At 70.7% G+C, this 16,579-nt stretch carries 10 protein-coding genes; 5 read left to right on the forward strand and 5 right to left on the reverse strand.

Annotation, left to right across the window (positions count from 1 at the left end):
* Positions 1 to 9 precede the first annotated feature (9 nt).
* Positions 10 to 468, reverse strand: coding sequence for a GNAT family N-acetyltransferase (locus IR212_RS01025; protein WP_194397197.1), 459 nt, complete (start codon positions 466 to 468; stop codon positions 10 to 12).
* Positions 469 to 600: 132 nt separating this feature from the next.
* Here IR212_RS01025 and IR212_RS01030 point away from each other — a divergent pair, with 132 nt between their 5' ends.
* Positions 601 to 2,307, forward strand: a complete 1,707-nt coding sequence (locus IR212_RS01030; RefSeq protein WP_194397198.1) for a formate--tetrahydrofolate ligase — start codon at positions 601 to 603, stop codon at positions 2,305 to 2,307.
* 24 nt (positions 2,308 to 2,331) lie between these two features.
* Here the strand turns inward: IR212_RS01030 and IR212_RS01035 are convergent, their stop codons facing one another.
* Complete coding sequence (locus IR212_RS01035; RefSeq protein WP_194397199.1) at positions 2,332 to 3,129, reverse strand: glycoside hydrolase family 16 protein; 798 nt, start codon at positions 3,127 to 3,129, stop codon at positions 2,332 to 2,334.
* Positions 3,130 to 3,175: 46 nt separating this feature from the next.
* A complete protein-coding gene (locus IR212_RS01040; RefSeq protein WP_194397200.1) occupies positions 3,176 to 3,535 on the reverse strand; it encodes a VOC family protein in 360 nt (119 codons plus the stop codon).
* A 283-nt stretch (positions 3,536 to 3,818) separates the two neighbouring features.
* On the opposite strand from IR212_RS01040, the gene IR212_RS01045 reads away from it, so the two are divergent.
* Positions 3,819 to 5,924 (forward strand): acyl-CoA dehydrogenase family protein, encoded by a 2,106-nt coding sequence (locus IR212_RS01045; protein WP_194397201.1) that lies wholly within the window; start codon positions 3,819 to 3,821, stop codon positions 5,922 to 5,924.
* Positions 5,925 to 6,047: 123 nt separating this feature from the next.
* Here IR212_RS01045 and IR212_RS01050 read toward each other — a convergent pair whose 3' ends face one another.
* Both IR212_RS01050 and IR212_RS01055 read right to left on the reverse strand, forming a co-directional pair.
* Positions 6,048 to 6,455, reverse strand: a complete 408-nt coding sequence (locus IR212_RS01050; RefSeq protein WP_194397202.1) for a glucose-6-phosphate dehydrogenase — start codon at positions 6,453 to 6,455, stop codon at positions 6,048 to 6,050.
* Positions 6,456 to 6,615: 160 nt separating this feature from the next.
* The gene (locus IR212_RS01055; protein WP_194397203.1) at positions 6,616 to 7,164 is read right to left on the reverse strand and encodes a type 1 glutamine amidotransferase domain-containing protein; all 549 of its coding nucleotides are present in this window, start codon (positions 7,162 to 7,164) and stop codon (positions 6,616 to 6,618) included.
* Positions 7,165 to 7,244: 80 nt separating this feature from the next.
* On the opposite strand from IR212_RS01055, the gene IR212_RS01060 reads away from it, so the two are divergent.
* The 3 genes from IR212_RS01060 (at position 7,245) to IR212_RS01070 (ending at position 16,540) form a co-directional block, all read left to right on the forward strand.
* Positions 7,245 to 7,820, forward strand: a complete 576-nt coding sequence (locus IR212_RS01060; protein WP_194397204.1) for a DNA-3-methyladenine glycosylase I — start codon at positions 7,245 to 7,247, stop codon at positions 7,818 to 7,820.
* A 110-nt stretch (positions 7,821 to 7,930) separates the two neighbouring features.
* Positions 7,931 to 10,297: an ATP-binding cassette domain-containing protein gene (locus IR212_RS01065; protein WP_194397205.1), complete on the forward strand. Its 2,367-nt coding sequence runs from the start codon at positions 7,931 to 7,933 to the stop codon at positions 10,295 to 10,297.
* Positions 10,298 to 10,480: 183 nt separating this feature from the next.
* Entirely contained in the window at positions 10,481 to 16,540 is a 6,060-nt protein-coding gene (locus IR212_RS01070) for an Ig-like domain-containing protein (RefSeq protein WP_194397206.1), read from the forward strand.
* Positions 16,541 to 16,579: the final 39 nt, after the last annotated feature.

Raw genomic sequence — 16,579 nt, forward strand, 5'->3', positions numbered from 1 at the left:
TCCCCGGGGTCAGAGCTCCTGCGAGTAGAAGAACGCGCGCTCGTCGGTGTCGGGATCGACTCCCGAGAAGCCGTGGCGCTCATAGAAGCGCTGGGCATCGACGTCACCCTCGTCGACGTTGATCTCGATCGCCGATACCCCGGCGCGGCGGCAGTCCGCCACGAGGCGGTCGACGATCGCGCCGCCGACGCCCCCGCCGCGCGCACGGGGTGCGACGTACATCTCGTCGAGCAGCGCGACCGGTCCCGGATACCAGACGTTGGGCCGCACGGTCACGAGCGCGACGCCGACCGCCGGCTCGCCGCCGAGCAGCGCGAACGTCTCGGCGCCGGCGAGGAGGACGCGGAGGCGCTCGGCCAGCACTGCCGTGCCCGGAGAGGGCGTGTCGAACTCGCTGTTGAAATCGTGCAGCAGCGCGGCGACGACCTCGGCGTCGTCGACCGTGGCTCTACGCACCGGCGCCACCATGGACACCACCGTAAAGACCCGAGGGCGTTCCCCGCCAGGGTTTCCCGGCAACGGCGGCGGAAACCGGGACGGCGGCAGGCGAACCCCTAGGCTGACATCGGCGGACGACGGAGCCCGCCGTGGGGAGCGACGGTGTCCGCGAGCAACATCGAGATCGCACAGCAGGCCGAGCTCTGGCCGATCACCCGGATCGCCGAGCGGCTCGGCATCCCGGACGACGAGCTCGAGCCGTACGGCCGCTACAAGGCGAAGGTGTCGCTGAATCATTTGCGCACGCTGCGCGACAAGCCCCGGGGCCGCCTGGTGCTGATGACCGCCGTCTCGCCGACGCCCGCCGGCGAGGGCAAGACCACGACGACCGTCGGCCTCGGCGACGCGCTCACCCGCATCGGGGAGCGCGCGATGATCTGCCTGCGCGAGCCGGCGCTGGGGCCGGTATTCGGCATGAAGGGCGGGGCTGCGGGCGGCGGGTACGCGCAGGTCGTGCCGATGGAAGACATCAACCTCCACTTCACGGGCGACTTCTCGGCCATCGCCATCGCGACCAATCTGCTCGCGGCGCTGATCGACAACCACGTGCACCATGGCAACCAGCTGGGCATCGACGTGCGGCGCGTGACGTGGCGGCGCGTGCTCGATGTCAACGACCGCGCCCTGCGCGACACCGTCGTCGGGCTCGGCGGCCCTGGCAACGGCTATCCGCGCGAGGCGGGCTTCGACATCGTCGTGGCCAGCGAGGTGATGGCCATCTTCTGCCTGGCCACCGACCTCGCCGACCTCAAGGAGCGGCTCGGCGAGATCGTCGTCGCCTACACGCGCGACCGCCGGGCGGTCCGCGCGCGCGACCTGCAGGCGCACGGCGCGATGGCGGCGGTGCTGCGCGACGCCCTCGCACCCAACCTCGTGCAGACCCTCGAGCACACGCCGGCGTTCGTGCACGGCGGGCCGTTTGCCAACATCGCGCATGGGTGCAACTCGTACCTCGCCACCGATTCGGCGCTGCGCATGGCGGACTACGTCGTCACCGAAGCCGGATTCGGTGCGGATCTCGGCGCCGAGAAGTTCGTCGACATCCTGTGCCGCACGACGGGCCTGCGGCCAGACGTCGCCGTCGTCGTCGCCACCGTGCGCGCCATGAAGTACCACGGCGGCGTCGAGGTGGCCGACCTCGCTCGCGAAGACGTCGCCGCCCTCGAGCGCGGAACGGCCAACCTCGTCCGGCACCTCGAGACCGTGCGCGAGACGTGGGGCATACCCGCCGTCGTCGCCATCAACCATCGCGCGGAGGACACGGATGCCGAGATCGCGGCGCTCATCGCCGCCGCCGACGCGGTCGGGGTGAAAGCGGTCGTGGCTCGGCACTTCGCGCAGGGCGGCGCCGGCGCCGAGGAGCTCGCACGCGAAGTGGTGCGGCTGTGCGCCGAGTCGGATGCCGCGCCGGTCGACGCGCGAGCGCCGAAGAGCGGGCTCCGATTCACCTACCCCGACGACGCGACGCTCTGGCAGAAGATGACGGCCATCGCGACACGCATCTACGGGGCATCCGAAGTCACGGCCTCGACGACGGTGCGCGCCCAGATCAAGCGCCTGCAGGACGAGGGGTACGGCGGCTACCCGGTGTGCGTCGCCAAGACGCAGTACTCCTTCTCCACCGACCCGAAGCTCCGGGGCGCCCCGACCGGGCACGCCGTCGACGTCCGCGAGGTGCGCCTGGCCGCCGGCGCGCGGTTCGTGGTCATGGTGTGCGGCGACATCATGACGATGCCCGGCCTTCCGGCCGTGCCGGCGGCGAACAGCATCGACGTCGACGCGGACGGCAGGATCGTCGGGCTCTTCTGACGCCCGGGCTCGGTGCGGACCCCGTCATGCCGGCGGGAAGGAGCGGACGCGCTGCACCCGCAGCACATGCGGGAGTGCGGAAGAGTCACGGATGCCGCCGGCCCGCGGGAACTCGTACACGTCGAGCATGAGCTGCACGGGGTAGTCGATCCTCTGCTGCACCGTCTTGACCCACCGTCCGTCGATGAAGAAGCGCAGCTGATCGGGTGTCCACTCCACCGCGTAGTCGTGGAAGTCCGTCAGGTCGCCGTCGACGCGGATCTTCTCGAAGTCCTCGCGCAGCCGCGGGTCGTTCTGCGGCTTGACGCCCACGCCCACCCAGCCGCCGTCGTCGTCGAGGTCGCTGCCGAAGATCTCGGCGATGCAGATCTCGCCGCAGTCCTCGGGGCGATCCTCGAAGCCGATCGGCCAGAACGCGACCATCGCGTCGGGATGCCGGATGGCGGCGAGCCTGACCTCGATGACGCCGTGGCGCACGAGCCAGAGCCGGCGCTCCGGCTGCTCCTGCCGCACCGTGAGCCCACGCCGGAAGCGGTGCTGTCCGATCCCGCTGCCCGGCGGCCCCGAGTGCTGCCCGGTCTGCAGGTGCGACACGCGCAGCTCGCCGTCGAGGTCAGGCGCCCACGGCGGGGTGTCGGCGTCGATCCTCAGCTCGAGACCGCCGGACCCGAGCTGCCACCGTGCCGCCGCGGCATCCCGCGTCGACCAGTGCGGTGTGTAGAACGGCCACCAGCGCTGGGAGTCGAGTGTCGGCGACGCGAACGTCTCGTCGACGTCGGGCACGCGGCCGGTGAGGTCGAGCGGGGACATGTCGAGCACCATCGGATCCATTGTCGGCGGGACCCCCGACATCCTCGGCGGCGCCGGCTCAGCGGTCCGTGACCAGGATGGTGTTGCCGTCGGGGTCGGTCGCCGTGAAGAAGAGGCAACGACCGGGATCGCCGAGCACCTCGCTCGGGTGTGCGCCGAGGCGGGCGAGCAGTTCGTGCACCGGTTCGAGGTCGTCGACGCGGAAGCTGCATGTCGCCCACGGCAGACCGGGGACGACCTCGATGCCGCTCCTGGGCCCCATCAGCGTCACCTGGCCGTGCGACCCGGCGAGCACGCTCGAGAAGTCCGACTCCTCGACGATCTCGAGGCCGAACACGTCCGCGAACCAGTGCGCGCCCGCCCGGGGGTCGCGCACCGGGATGAACGCCGTCGTGATGGCCGTCGGAGGGGGCGTCATGCGCCCAGCCTACGAGCGGAGGTCGCCGCCCGGAATGCGTGGTGCATCGCCGGCGACGGCGACACGCCGATGGCCGGCGCCTCCGCGCGGCGTGTCGCGCGACCGAGCATGCACGGCGCACGCGCGGAGGCCGGATGCCGCCGCTGTGCCCCTCGCACAACGCGAGGCCGAGGCATCCGCCCTGGAAGTTGTAGACATCCGCTATTCGCGTTGATGACCGCTTGTGGGAGTTCTACGGTCGAAGAGAACGTGATCCTGTCCATTGCACCGAGAGGTGATGCACATGGCTGACGCCGCCGTCCGCACCAAGAAGCCCGCCACCAGCAAGCGCACGCCCGCCGGCGGCGCGCCTGTCGCGCCGCACACCGCGGCTGAGGCATCCGAGCCCCGTATCGACATCGCCGCGGTCACCGACCTGCTCCTGGGCACCTGGGCCGACACGCGCCGCGAGGCACGCGAGATGATCAAGGACCCGGTGTTCTGGCGTATCGAAGGGCAGTCGATGTCCGAGCAGCGCGAGCGCGTGCTCGCCCAGTTGCGCCTGCTCGTGGACCACGGCGGCTCGCGCCGCGCGTTCCCCGAGAAGTTCGGCGGTCTGAGCGACAACGGCGCGAACATCGCCGGCTTCCAGGAGCTCGTGCTCGCCGACCCCAGTCTGCAGATCAAGTCGGGCGTGCAGTGGGGCCTCTTCGGCTCGGCCATCTTCCAGCTCGGCACCGAGAAGCACCACGAGGAGTGGCTCCCCGCGGTGATCGACGTGAGCCTCCCCGGCGCGTTCGCGATGACCGAGACCGGGCACGGATCGGATGTGGCGGCGATCGGCACCACCGCGACCTATGACGTCGACACCGAGGAGTTCGTGATCCACACGCCGTTCCGCGGCGCCTACAAGGACTACCTCGGCAATGCGGCTCTGCACGGCAAGGCGGCGACGGTGTTCGCGCAGCTGATCACCGGCGGCGTCAACTACGGCGTGCACTGCTTCTTCGTGCCCATCCGCGACGACGAGGGCAACATGATGCCCGGCATCATCAGCGAGGACGACGGCGTCAAGGGCGGCCTCAACGGCATCGACAACGGGCGCCTCGCGTTCGACCAGGTGCGGGTGCCGCGCTTCAACCTGCTCGACCGTTACGGGCAGGTCGCGGCCGACGGCACCTACACGTCCGAGATCGCCAGCCCCGGCCGCCGCTTCTTCACCATGCTCGGCGCTCTCGTGCAGGGCCGCGTCTCGCTCGACGGCGCCGCCACGACCGGCGCGGCGCTCGCGCTCCACATCGCAGTGACCTACGCCAACCAGCGCCGGCAGTTCGACTCCGGCGCCGGCACCGACGAAGTCGTGCTGCTGGACTACGGCAAGCACCAGCGGCGCCTGCTGCCCCTCCTCGCGCAGAACTACGCGCAGTTCTTCAGCACCGACGAGCTGTTGAAGAAGTTCGACGGCGTCTTCTCGGGCCGCCACGACACGCCCGAGGAGCGCGAAGACCTCGAGACGCTCGCCGCGGCGCTCAAGCCGCTGTCGACGTGGAACGCGCTGGACACCATCCAGGAGGCCCGCGAGGCGTGCGGCGGCTCGGGGTTCCTCGCCGAGAACCGCATGGTGGGCCTCCACCACGACCTCGACGTGTATGTCACCTTCGAGGGCGACAACAACGTCCTGCTCCAGCTCGTCGGCAAACGCCTGCTGGCCGACTACGCCACGCAGTTCAAGGGAGCGGATGCCGCGACCCTCGCCCGCTTCGCCGTCGGCCAGACCGCGGGCAAGGTGTTCCACGGTGCGGGCCTGCGGCAGCTGGGCCAGGCGGTGGCCGATTTCGGCTCGACCGCACGCTCGGTGGAGCTGGGCCTGCGGGCCGACCAGCAGCACGAGCTGCTCGCCGGTCGCGTGCAGCAGATGGTGGCCGACGTCGCCGCCGCACTGCGCCCCGCGTCGAAGCTGTCGCCCGCCGAGGCGGCAGCCCTGTTCAACAGCCACCAGGCCGAGCTCATCGAGGCGGCCCGCGCGCACGGCGAGCTGCTGCAGTGGGAGGCGTTCACCGACGGGGTGAACGGCATCTCCGACGAGGGCACGAAGCGCGTCCTGACGTGGCTGCGTGACCTCTTCGGCCTGCACCTCATCGAGAAGCACCTCGCGTGGTACCTCATCAACGGCCGGCTGTCGGCTCAGCGCGCGGCATCCGTCTCCCGCTACATCGACCGGCTCGCGGGGCGCCTGCGGCCGCACGCGCAGGATCTCGTCGACGCCTATGGGTTCGCGCCCGAGCACGTGCGCGCGCCGATCGCGTCCGGCGCCGAGCAGAAGCGTCAGGACGAGGCGCGCGAGTACTACCGTGCGCTCGCCGCGTCGGGCGAAGCGCCGGTCTCGGAGAAGTCGCTCAAGAAGAAGTAGACCGCGGGGCGAGCGCACGGCCTCGTCGCGACTGCACGAGCAGCGCGCGCCGCGGCGCCGTGCACTCGACGGCAGATCGTGCGCTCGCGCGGCGAGGTCGGGGCGGATGCCTCGCAACCTCGGTCAGTCGGCCGACCAGCCGCACATGCCGCACTCGCCCGTCGCCGAGACCTCGACGAAGCAGTTCGGGCAGATGGCCCGCTGCCGTTCGGGCACGACGGGCTTCGCGGGACGACGCTCGGCGGCGGGGCGCGATGAGCTGCGGGAAGCGCTGCGCACGCCGGGCGCGGCCATGGCCGGGGCGGGGCGCTGGATGACCGGGCGGTGCTCGGCGCAGTAGAACCGCACGTAGCCGTCGTGGTTCTTGGGGTGGCGGTGCTTGTACGCCCACAGCTCGGTGCGCGGCAGCGGCTCGGAACCGGCGCCGCACGTGAAGCACCGGGTGGGGTCGCCGGGAACGACGTCGGCGACGAGCACCAGCGTGTCGAAGGGGATGGCGTCGCGCCAGTCCGACGAGGCGACGATCTTCACGGCGGTTCCTTCCTGCGCCGGGCTGAACGGCCCGACGTTCCACGGTACGCGACGTGCCGGGCATCCCGGAACCGGGAGCGCACGCCGGTGCGCCGGCCCGGACGGACGGATGCCGCGGCGATGCGGTCTCCCGCACCGCCGCGGCATCGCATGGCAGACGTCAGGCGGTCTGGCCGGAGTGCGTGCCCTCGGCGATCTCTTCGACGACCTTGGCATTGAAGGCAGGAAGGTCGTCGGGGGTCCGGCTCGATACCAGGCCCTGGTCGACCACGACCTCTTCGTCGACCCACGTCGCCCCGGCGTTGCGCAGGTCGGTCTTGAGGCTGGGGTAGCTCGTCAGCGTGCGGCCGTTCACGACGTCGGCCTCGACGAGCAGCCAGCCGCCGTGGCAGATGACGCCGACCGGCTTGTGCTGCTCGAAGAACGCCCGGCCGAACGCGACGGCGTCCGCGTCCATCCGCAGGTGGTCGGCGTTGACGACGCCGCCCGGGAGCACGAGCGCGTCGTACTCGGAGGCATCCGCCTGCGACGCCGACAGATCCACCGACTGCCGGTGGCCGTTCTTGCCCTCGATCTCGCCACCCTCAGGCGCCACCATCACGGCGGTGGCGCCGGCGGAGGTCACCGCCTCCCACGGGGAGGTGAGCTCACTGTCTTCGTACCCGTTCGTCGCGAGGAACGCGACCTTCTTTCCGGTGAGATCAGTCATGCCGCCACGTTACGTGCGGCACCCTCCCCGGCGGAGGGGCTTGACAGCCTCCGCAGCGGGGGCACCCCTAGGCTGGCGCGGTGAGCACCGACGTCCGCCTCGGCGCCGACGGCCGCGCGCGCTGCGCGTGGGTCGGCGACGACCCCGAGTACGCCCGCTATCACGACGAGGAGTGGGGCGTTCCGCTGCACGGCGACCGCGCGCTGTTCGAGAAGATGAGCCTCGAGGGCTTTCAGGCTGGCCTGTCGTGGATCACGATCCTGCGCAAGCGGCCGCGCTTCCGCGAGGTGTTCGCGGGATTCGAGCCCGAGGCTGTGGCCACGTTCGACGACGACGACATCGAGCGATTGATGACGGATGCCGGCATCATCCGCAACCGCGCCAAGATCCAGGCCACGATCTCCAACGCCCGGCTGCTCCTCGACCTCGCGCCGGGCGAGTTCGACGCCTTCATGTGGTCGTTCGCCCCCGCTGCGCATCGTCGTCCCGCGACGCTCGCGGACGTGCCGGCGACGACCCCCGCGTCGGACGCGCTCAGCAAGGCGCTGCGCAAGCGCGGGTTCCGGTCCGTGGGACCGACCACGATGTACGCCCTGATGCAATCGGCGGGCATGGTCGACGATCACGTCGGAGGCTGCTGGCGCACGCACCGTTGACCCGCATCGTGACGTCGGCGGCGCCCTCGGGCGCGACGGTGCTGAAAGGGGAAGAGGTCGAGCAGGATCGAGGAAGCGCGGTGTCCGCATTGCCGGGCATACTCGTGCGCATGGCATCTCATGTCGCCGATTCGCACGAGGTCATCCGCGTCGTCGGAGCCCGCGAGAACAACCTCAAGAACGTCTCCGTCGAGATCCCGAAGCGCCGCCTCACGGTCTTCACGGGCGTCAGCGGGTCGGGCAAGTCGTCGCTGGTGTTCGGGACCATCGCGAACGAGTCGCAGCGCCTCATCAACGAGACGTATCCGACGTTCGTGCAGCAGTTCATGGGGCAGCTCAGCCGCCCCGAGGTCGACGCGCTCGAGAACGTGAGCCCGGCGATCATCGTCGACCAGGAGCGCATGGGCGCCAACGCCCGCTCCACCGTGGGCACCGCGACCGACGCCCACGCCATGCTGCGGCTGCTGTTCAGCCGCATCGGCTCGCCGCACGTCGGCTCGCCGCAGGCCTTCTCGTTCAACATCCCGTCGGTGTCGGGTGCCGGTGCCGTCACTTTCGAGAAGGCCGGCAAGAAGGTCAAGGAGCGCCGATCGTTCGAAGTGACGGGCGGAATGTGCCCGCGGTGCGAGGGGCTCGGCGAGGTGAGCGACGTCGACCTCGACGAGCTGTACGACCGGACCAAGTCGCTCGCGGGCGGCGCCCTGAAGATCCCGGGCTACAGCGTCGACGGCTGGATGGTGAAGGCGTACACCGAGTCCGGCTTCGTCGACCCCGCCAAGCCCATCCAGGACTACTCCGAGCAGGAGCGCGCGGACTTCCTCTACAAGGAGCCGACGAAGGTCAAGATCGCCGGGATCAACATGACCTATGAGGGCCTGGTCCCCAAGCTGACGAAGTCCATGCTGCAGAAGGACCGCGACTCGCTGCAGCCGCACATCCGCGCGTTCGTGGACCGCGCGGTGAAGTTCCTGCCGTGCCCCGAGTGCGGCGGCACGCGGCTCAACGAGGGGGCACGGTCGTCGAAGATCAACGGGATCAGCATCGCGGATGCCGCGGCCATGCAGATCACCGATCTCGCGGCGTGGCTCGACACCGTCGACGACCCGTCGGTCGCCCCGCTCATGGTCGGCCTGCGCCAGACGATCGCGTCGTTCATCGACATCGGCCTCGGCTACCTGTCGCTGGACCGCGCCTCGGGCACGCTGTCGGGCGGCGAGGCGCAGCGCACGAAGATGATCCGGCACCTCGGGTCCCCCCTCACCGACATCAGCTACGTCTTCGACGAGCCGACGGCGGGATTGCACCCCCACGACATCGCCCGCATGAACCGGCTGCTGCAGCAGCTGCGCGACAAGGGCAACACGGTGCTCGTCGTGGAGCACAAGCCCGAGGTCATCGAGATCGCCGACCACATCGTCGACCTCGGTCCCGGCGCCGGTCGTGCGGGCGGCGAAGTGCAGTACGAGGGCGATGTCGCCGGACTGCGCACGTCGGGCACCATCACGGGCCGTCACCTCGACGACCGCGCCCGGCTCAAGCGCTCGACCCGCGGGCGCGCCGGTGCGCTCGAGATCCGCGGCGCGACGCAGCACAACCTCAAGAACGTCGACGTCGACATCCCGCTCGGCATCCTCACGGTCGTGACGGGGGTCGCCGGTTCCGGAAAGTCGTCGCTCATCCACGGCAACGTGCCGGCGTTCGACGACGTCGTGGTCGTGGACCAGTCGCCCATCAAGGGCAACCGGCGGTCGAGCCCGGCGACCTACACCGGCATCCTCGACACCGTCCGTTCGGCCTTCGCGAAGGCCAACGGCGTCAAGCCCGCCCTCTTCAGCGCCAACTCCGAGGGGGCATGTCCCGCGTGCCGAGGCCTGGGCGTCATCATCACGAACCTCGGATTCACGCAGACCGTCGAGACCCTGTGCGAGCTGTGCGAGGGCTCGGGCTTCAGCGACGAGGTGCTCGAGTACACCCTCGACGGCAAGAACATCGCCGAGGTGCTGGCGATGTCGGCCGACGAGGCATCCGTCTTCTTCGCCAAAGGTCCCGCGCACACGATCCTCACCCGCATGATCGACGTGGGACTCGGATACCTCACCCTCGGGCAGGCGCTCAACACGCTGTCGGGCGGCGAGCGGCAGCGTCTGAAGCTCGCGATCTCGATGGCGAAGAAGGGGGCGGTCTACGTCCTCGACGAGCCGACGACGGGTCTTCATCTCGCCGATGTCGACAACATGCTGGGAATGCTCGACCGCCTCGTGGAGGCGGGCAACAGCGTCATCGTGATCGAGCACCATCAGGCCGTCATGGCGCACGCCGACTGGATCATCGATCTCGGTCCGGGCGCCGGGCACGACGGTGGCGAGGTGGTGTTCGAGGGCACTCCGGCCGACCTCGTCGCGACCGCCGACACCCTGACCGCCCGGCATCTGCGCGAGTACGTCGGCGCTTCGCTGAGCTTTCCGGCGGGTGGGTGATTGTCCCCATCGTCTGCCTCTGATCTGGGCGATTAGCATCGAGCGATGACACTGCCCGTCCCATTCCCGCGATGGGCCGGGTTAGGCTGGATCGTCCCCAGGTTTCTGTGAGCGCCCGATGCCCCACGTCGGGTCCCGACGCCACGTAGAGACGCACGACACCCCGGAGGAGGCCGAGGTTCGATGAGGTCTTTCGCATGGCTTCGCGCGCGCCCGCGCGCCTTCGCGTCGGCAGGCGCGGTCACAGCCGCAGCGGTGACGCTCACCACCCTCGCCTTCGTCTACCAGGGCGTTCCCACTACCGAGGTCGACCTCCACGACGGCGGCGTGTGGGTGACGAAGCAGTCGAGCCTCATGGTCGGGCACTTCAATCACGAGTCGCAGGTGCTCGACGGCGGACTGCGCACCACCAGCGACGACTACGACATCCTGCAGTCCGGCTCCGACGTGCTCCTCGTCGACAAGGCGAACTCGGCGGTCAGCGTGATCGACCCGGGCATGGTGGCGCTCGCGGGGGCAGCGAGCCTGCCCGGCGATGCCGAGGTCGCACTCGGCGGGTCCACCGTGGCGATCCTCGATCGGGCATCGGGCGACGTCTGGGTGCTTCCCGTCGAGAGCGCCGGCACCTTCCAGATCGAGGGGTCCGACCCGGTCGCCAACGCCGGGAAGGGGGCGGATGCCGCGGTCGGCGTCGACGGCGTCGTCTACGTCGCCTCCTCCGAGACCGCCGAGCTCATCACGATCCGCATGGGCACCGACGACACCCCCGAAGAGCCGGTGCGCACCGGGCTCGCGGGCATCGACGACACGGCGGAGCTGAGCGTCACGGCCGTCGCCGACAAGCCCGTCGTGCTGGACGCGTCGACCGGCACGGTGATCGCCGACGGGCGTGAGACCGTCGTCGACGGGGGACGCGGCGCCGTGCTTCAGCAGCCGTCCGCGGCGGCGGACGCCGTCTCGCTGTCGACCGAGTCCGCGCTCGTGCGCGTGCCGTTCGACGGCTCCGAGCCCGCTGCCCTCCCCGCCGGCGGGGACGGCGCGCCGGCCGAGCCGGTGTGGCTCGAGGGCTGCGCCTACGCGGCCTGGAGCGGCTCGGGTCGTTTCGTGCGCGACTGCGCGGGTGATGCCGACGACCTCACCGTCGGCATCGAGGGCATCGAACCGACCTCCCTGCTGAAGTTCCGGGTGAATCGCGACGTCGTCGTGCTCAACGACGTCATCGGCGGCGCGACCTGGATGGCCGCGGAGGACATGCAGCGGGTCGACAACTGGGATGACATCACCCCGCCGGAAGGTGAGACCGAGGACAGCGAGCAGACGACCGAGGAGACCACCGAGACGGTGCTGCCCGAGCGGTCGGAGGTGAACACCCCGCCCGACGCCAACGACGACGATCTCGGCGTCCGGCCCGGGCGCACGACGATCCTGCCCATCATGGACAACGACAGCGACCCGGACGGCGACGTGCTGACCGCGCGCGTGCTCGACGGCGATCCGTCCATCGGCGAGGTGCAGTCGATCGACAACGGCCGGTCGCTGCAGATTGCGGTGGCGGAGGATGCCTCAGGCTCGGCATCGTTCGCCTACGAGATCTCGGACGGCCGCGGCGGCACCGACACCGCCCGCGTCGCCCTCGCGGTGCGCGGGTGGGACGTCAACGCCGCGCCGGTGCAGAAGCGGGTCACCACCGTCGCCGTCGAGGCCGGGGGCACGATCACCTACAACGTGCTGCCCGACTGGATCGACCCCGATGGCGACGACGTCTTCCTGGGGTCGGTCGCGCCGGCCGAGGGTGATGAGGCCGACTTCACCTCCGACGGCCGCATCACCTACCGCGCGGTGGGCGGCACCCAGGGGCGCAAGGACGTCGAGATCACGGTGTCGGACGGCTCCGACGTCGCCGTCGGCATCATCCGCTTCGACGTGCGGCCCGTGGGATCGATCGACCCGGTGACCAACGCCGACTACATCGCGGTGCGCACCGGACAGACCGCGACCGTCGCCCCTCTCGCCAACGACGTCGGGGCCGGCCGCGAGCCGCTGCGCCTGGCACGCGTAGACCCCGTCTCGGGCGCCGACATCGTGCCCGACTACGCCAACAAGACGTTCACCTTCCGCTCGGCGACGCCGGGGACCTACTACGTGCAGTACATGGTCGCCGCGGGCGCGGCGGGCGTCCCCGGCATCGTGCGCGTCGACGTGCTGCCCGAGGGAGACACCGAGCTCCCGCCCGTCGCGGTGCGCGACGTCGCGCTCCTGCCGAGCGGCGGCGAGGTGCTCGTCAACGTGCTCACCAACGACTCCGACCCGTCCGGCGGCATCCTGGTCGTGCAGTCGGTCACCGTCGAACCCAACTCGGGCATCGCGGTCGCGGTGCTCAACCACGAGACCCTGCGGATCAGCGACCAGGCCGCGCTCTCGGAGCAGGTGCGGATCACGTACCGCATCTCCAACGGCTCCCAGTCGGCCGAGGGCGACGTCATCGTCATCCCGATCCCCGCACCCTCGCAGCTGCGGCCGCCGGTGGCCAACGACGACCAGGTCGTCGTGCGCGCCGGCGACGTCGTGACGATCCCCGTCCTCGACAACGACTACCACCCCAACGGCGACGCCATCCACGTCGCCCCCGACCTCATTCCGCCGCTGGTGGAGCCGGAGGACGGCGAGATCTTCGTCTCGCAGGACACCGTCCGCTTCCGCGCAACGGACGAGCCCGGCACCGTCTACGCCACCTACGAGGCCGTCGACAGCACGGGGCAGAAGGACGCCGGGTACATCACCATCCAGGTGCTGCCGGTGAACGCCGACACGAACGCCGCCCCACGCCCCCGCGACCTGACCGCCCGCGTGCTCGGCGGCAGCCGCGTGCGCATCGCCGTCCCCCTGGACGGCATCGACTCCGACGGCGACTCGGTGCAGCTCATGGGCCTGGCGTCCTCGCCGGGCAAGGGACGCGTCGTCGAGACCGGCTCGGACTACCTCATCTACGAGGCATTCGACGAGACCGCGGGGGTGGATGCCTTCACCTACCGTGTCCGCGACCGCCTGGGCGCCGAGGCGACCGCGTCGATCCGCGTCGGCATCGCCCCGCCCGAGGGCGTCAACCAGGCGCCGTACGCGGTCAAGGACGCGGTGCTGATGCGCCCCGGCCGTGCGGTCGCGGTGCCGGTCCTCGCGAACGACTCCGACCCCGACGGTGACGAGTTCGGGCTGATCCGCGACGGGCTGATCCTGCCCGACGTCCCGGGTCTCAAGGCGAAGGTCGACGGCAACCGCGTCGTCGTCACCTCACCGTCCGAGCCCGTCGAGACCTCGCTGCAGTACACGATCCGCGACGCGCGCGGCGCCGAGGCGAAGGCGGTGCTGCAGATCACGGTGGCAGAAGACGTCCCGCTGCAGCGCCCCATCGCCCGCGACGACTACGTCCGCGCCGCCGACGTCGAGGACGGCGTCGTCGACCTCGAGGTGCTCGCCAACGACGAGGACCCCGACGGGACCGTCGACGATCTCGAGCTGACGGTCGCCGACGCCGACGCCCGCGTCCTCGCGGACGGCACCGTGCGCATCACGCTCGGCGACCGCGACCGCCTCGCCGGCTACACCATCACCGACCGCGACGGGAACGAGGCATCCGCCTTCATCCACATCCCCGCGCTGTCGTCGCTTCCGCCGACCCTCATCAGCACGGACCCGGTCGAGGTCGAGAGCGGCGAGACCGTCGAACTGCCCCTGGGGGAGCACGTGCGTGCGGCCGGCGGCGGCACGGTGATCATCACCGAGGCGGCCAAGGTCACGGCGGCGCACAGCGACGGATCGTCGCTCGTGAAGGATCAGACGACGCTCGTGTACACCTCGTCGGCCGGCTACTTCGGGCCCGACGCGATCACCTTCGAGGTGACCGACGGAGAGGGCCCCGACGACCCGCAGGGCCGCAAGGCGACGCTGACGCTGCCGATCACGGTGCTCCCGCCCGAGAACCAGCAGCCCGCCTTCGTCAACGGGCAGATGGATGTCGCGCCCGGTGAGGACCCGGCCGTGCTCGATCTCGCGGGGCTCACCACCGACCCCGATCCGGAGGACGCCGACCGGCTGCGGTTCGAGATCGTCGGGGGGTCGCCCAGCGGCATGACGGCGCGCATCGAGGGCGCCGAGCTGCAGGTCAGCGCGGCCGCCGACACCCGGAAGGGCACCGGCGCCACGATCGAGCTGCGCATCACCGACGGCACGACGGATCCGATCGAGGGCTCCGTGAGCGTGCGCGTCATCGCGTCGACGCGCGAGCTTCCCACGGCGAACGATGACATCGTGCCGGAGGCCGACCAGGGCAGGACCGTGTCGGTGCCGGTGCTCGAGAACGACGTGAACCCCTTCCCGGACACCCCGCTGAAGATCACCACCGCGCTCGTGGAGACCGGGCAGGGCGACGTCGACTTCGCCGGCAGCGATGTGCGGGTCACGCCCGACGCGAAGTTCTTCGGGACCATGGTGGTCCGCTACCGCGTGCAGGATGCGACCGGCGACCCCGACCGCGAGGTCGAGGGACGCATCCGCCTCACCGTGCAGGGCAAGCCCGACGCTCCCGGCACGCCCGTGGTCTCCAGCGTGCAGGACCGCACCGTCGTGCTGTCGTGGACGCCCCCGGCGAACAACGGCGCCGAGATCGAGCGCTACCTCGTCACCTCCACAGCGGGGAACTACGAGAAGGAGTGCCTCGCCACGACGTGCACGCTGGACGGTCTCACCAACAACGTCGAGTACAACTTCGTCGTCGTCGCCGAGAACCGCGTCGGCCCGTCCGACCCGTCGGCGCCGTCCGAGACCGCGCGTCCCGATGCCCGGCCCGACACCCCCGCCGCCCCTGCGCTGCAGTTCGGCGACCGCAGCCTCACGGTGTCGTGGGCGACCCCCACCACGCCGGGCTCTCCGGTGGAGAAGTACACCCTCGAGATCTCGCCCGCCCCGCCGTCGGGGATGAGCCAGAAGGCCGATGTGGTGGGCAACTCCCTGGTGTGGGACGGCCTGCAGAACGGCGTCGCCTACCAGGTGCGCGTGCAGGCGCACAACCGCGCGCCCGAGCCATCGAGCTGGAGCACGTGGTCGGTGAGCGAGATCCCGGCGCGCGCGCCGGACGCCCCCGGCGCGCCCTCGGTGAACCGCCTCGACCCGGTCGGCGACCAGGCGCAGCTGGAAGTCGTGTGGAACCCGCCCGCCGACAACGGCGACGCGATCTCGAGCTACGAGCTGCAGGTGCTGCAGGGCTCCTCGGTCGTGCGGACGATCACCGGCATCCCCGGCTCGCAGACCCGCCAGGCAGTCAATGTCACCACCTCGACGACGGACTACACGTTCCGGGTCCGCGCCTCGAACAAGGCTGGCTGGGGCGAGTGGGGCGCGTCCTCGGCTCCCCGTCGCGCGTTCGGCGTGCCGGGCGCCCCGACGAACGTGCAGGCATCCACTCCGCGCGGCGACAGCACGATCGACGTGACGTTCACACCCGCGGCCGGAAACGGTGCGAACGCCGGCGAGCTGCAGTACGAGTACTCGCTCAACGGCGGCGGATGGCAGGCGTTCAGCGGTCGCACCATCGGGGGCGTCGGCAACGGCACCACGTACACCGTGCGGCTGCGCGCCTACACCGCACTGGACGGCGTGCGCTACAACGGCGACCCGTCCGCGCAGTCGAACGGGGCGGTGCCGTACGGGCCGGTGCGCAATCCCGGCGTCTCGGCGACGCGGGACGGCACGAACATCACGTTCCAGTGGAGCGCACCCGCCGAGAACGGCCGCAGGATCACGCAGATGCAGATCCGCATCGACGGCGGCGGCTGGCAGAACGTCGCGAACAACGGCTCCCGCACCAACAGCTACGGCTACAGCGAGCGCCACACGATCGACGCGCGCGCGCAGGATGCCGAGGGCCAGTGGAGCAACGTCGTCTCGGATGCCGCGACCACCGTGGACCGCCCGCGGCCGACGGCGCAGACGGTCAAGGGCGCGTCCGGCAGCTGGGGCGACTGCTCGTCGGCATCGTGCGCCTACATGGCTGTCGACGTGACGAACTTCCCGGCCGGCAATTACCGTCTGCAGTGCAACGACGGCAACAGCTCGTGGGGTGGCGGCAGCACGACGTGGGTGCCGGCGAACGGCCGAGCCCGCGCGAACTGCTACCACGGCTACCCCGGCGCCCGTGTCTGGGTGACCATCGTGGGCTGGGGCGACGCCGCGCCGATGAACTGGTACTAGCCGCGGCATCCGCCATCTGCACTTCCCGCAACGAGAGAA

The sequence above is a fragment of the Microbacterium atlanticum genome (assembly GCF_015277815.1).
GTDB classification, from domain to species: Bacteria; Actinomycetota; Actinomycetes; order Actinomycetales; family Microbacteriaceae; genus Microbacterium; species Microbacterium atlanticum.

Coding starts and splice junctions, on each gene's coding strand:
- IR212_RS01025 (WP_194397197.1), bottom strand. CDS start 468: ATGGTGGCGCCGGTGCGTAGAGCCACGGTCGACGACGCCGAGGTCGTC.
- IR212_RS01035 (WP_194397199.1), bottom strand. CDS start 3,129: ATGGTGCTCGACATGTCCCCGCTCGACCTCACCGGCCGCGTGCCCGAC.
- IR212_RS01040 (WP_194397200.1), bottom strand. CDS start 3,535: ATGACGCCCCCTCCGACGGCCATCACGACGGCGTTCATCCCGGTGCGC.
- IR212_RS01045 (WP_194397201.1), top strand. CDS start 3,819: ATGGCTGACGCCGCCGTCCGCACCAAGAAGCCCGCCACCAGCAAGCGC.
- IR212_RS01055 (WP_194397203.1), bottom strand. CDS start 7,164: ATGACTGATCTCACCGGAAAGAAGGTCGCGTTCCTCGCGACGAACGGG.
- IR212_RS01065 (WP_194397205.1), top strand. CDS start 7,931: ATGGCATCTCATGTCGCCGATTCGCACGAGGTCATCCGCGTCGTCGGA.
- IR212_RS01070 (WP_194397206.1), top strand. CDS start 10,481: ATGAGGTCTTTCGCATGGCTTCGCGCGCGCCCGCGCGCCTTCGCGTCG.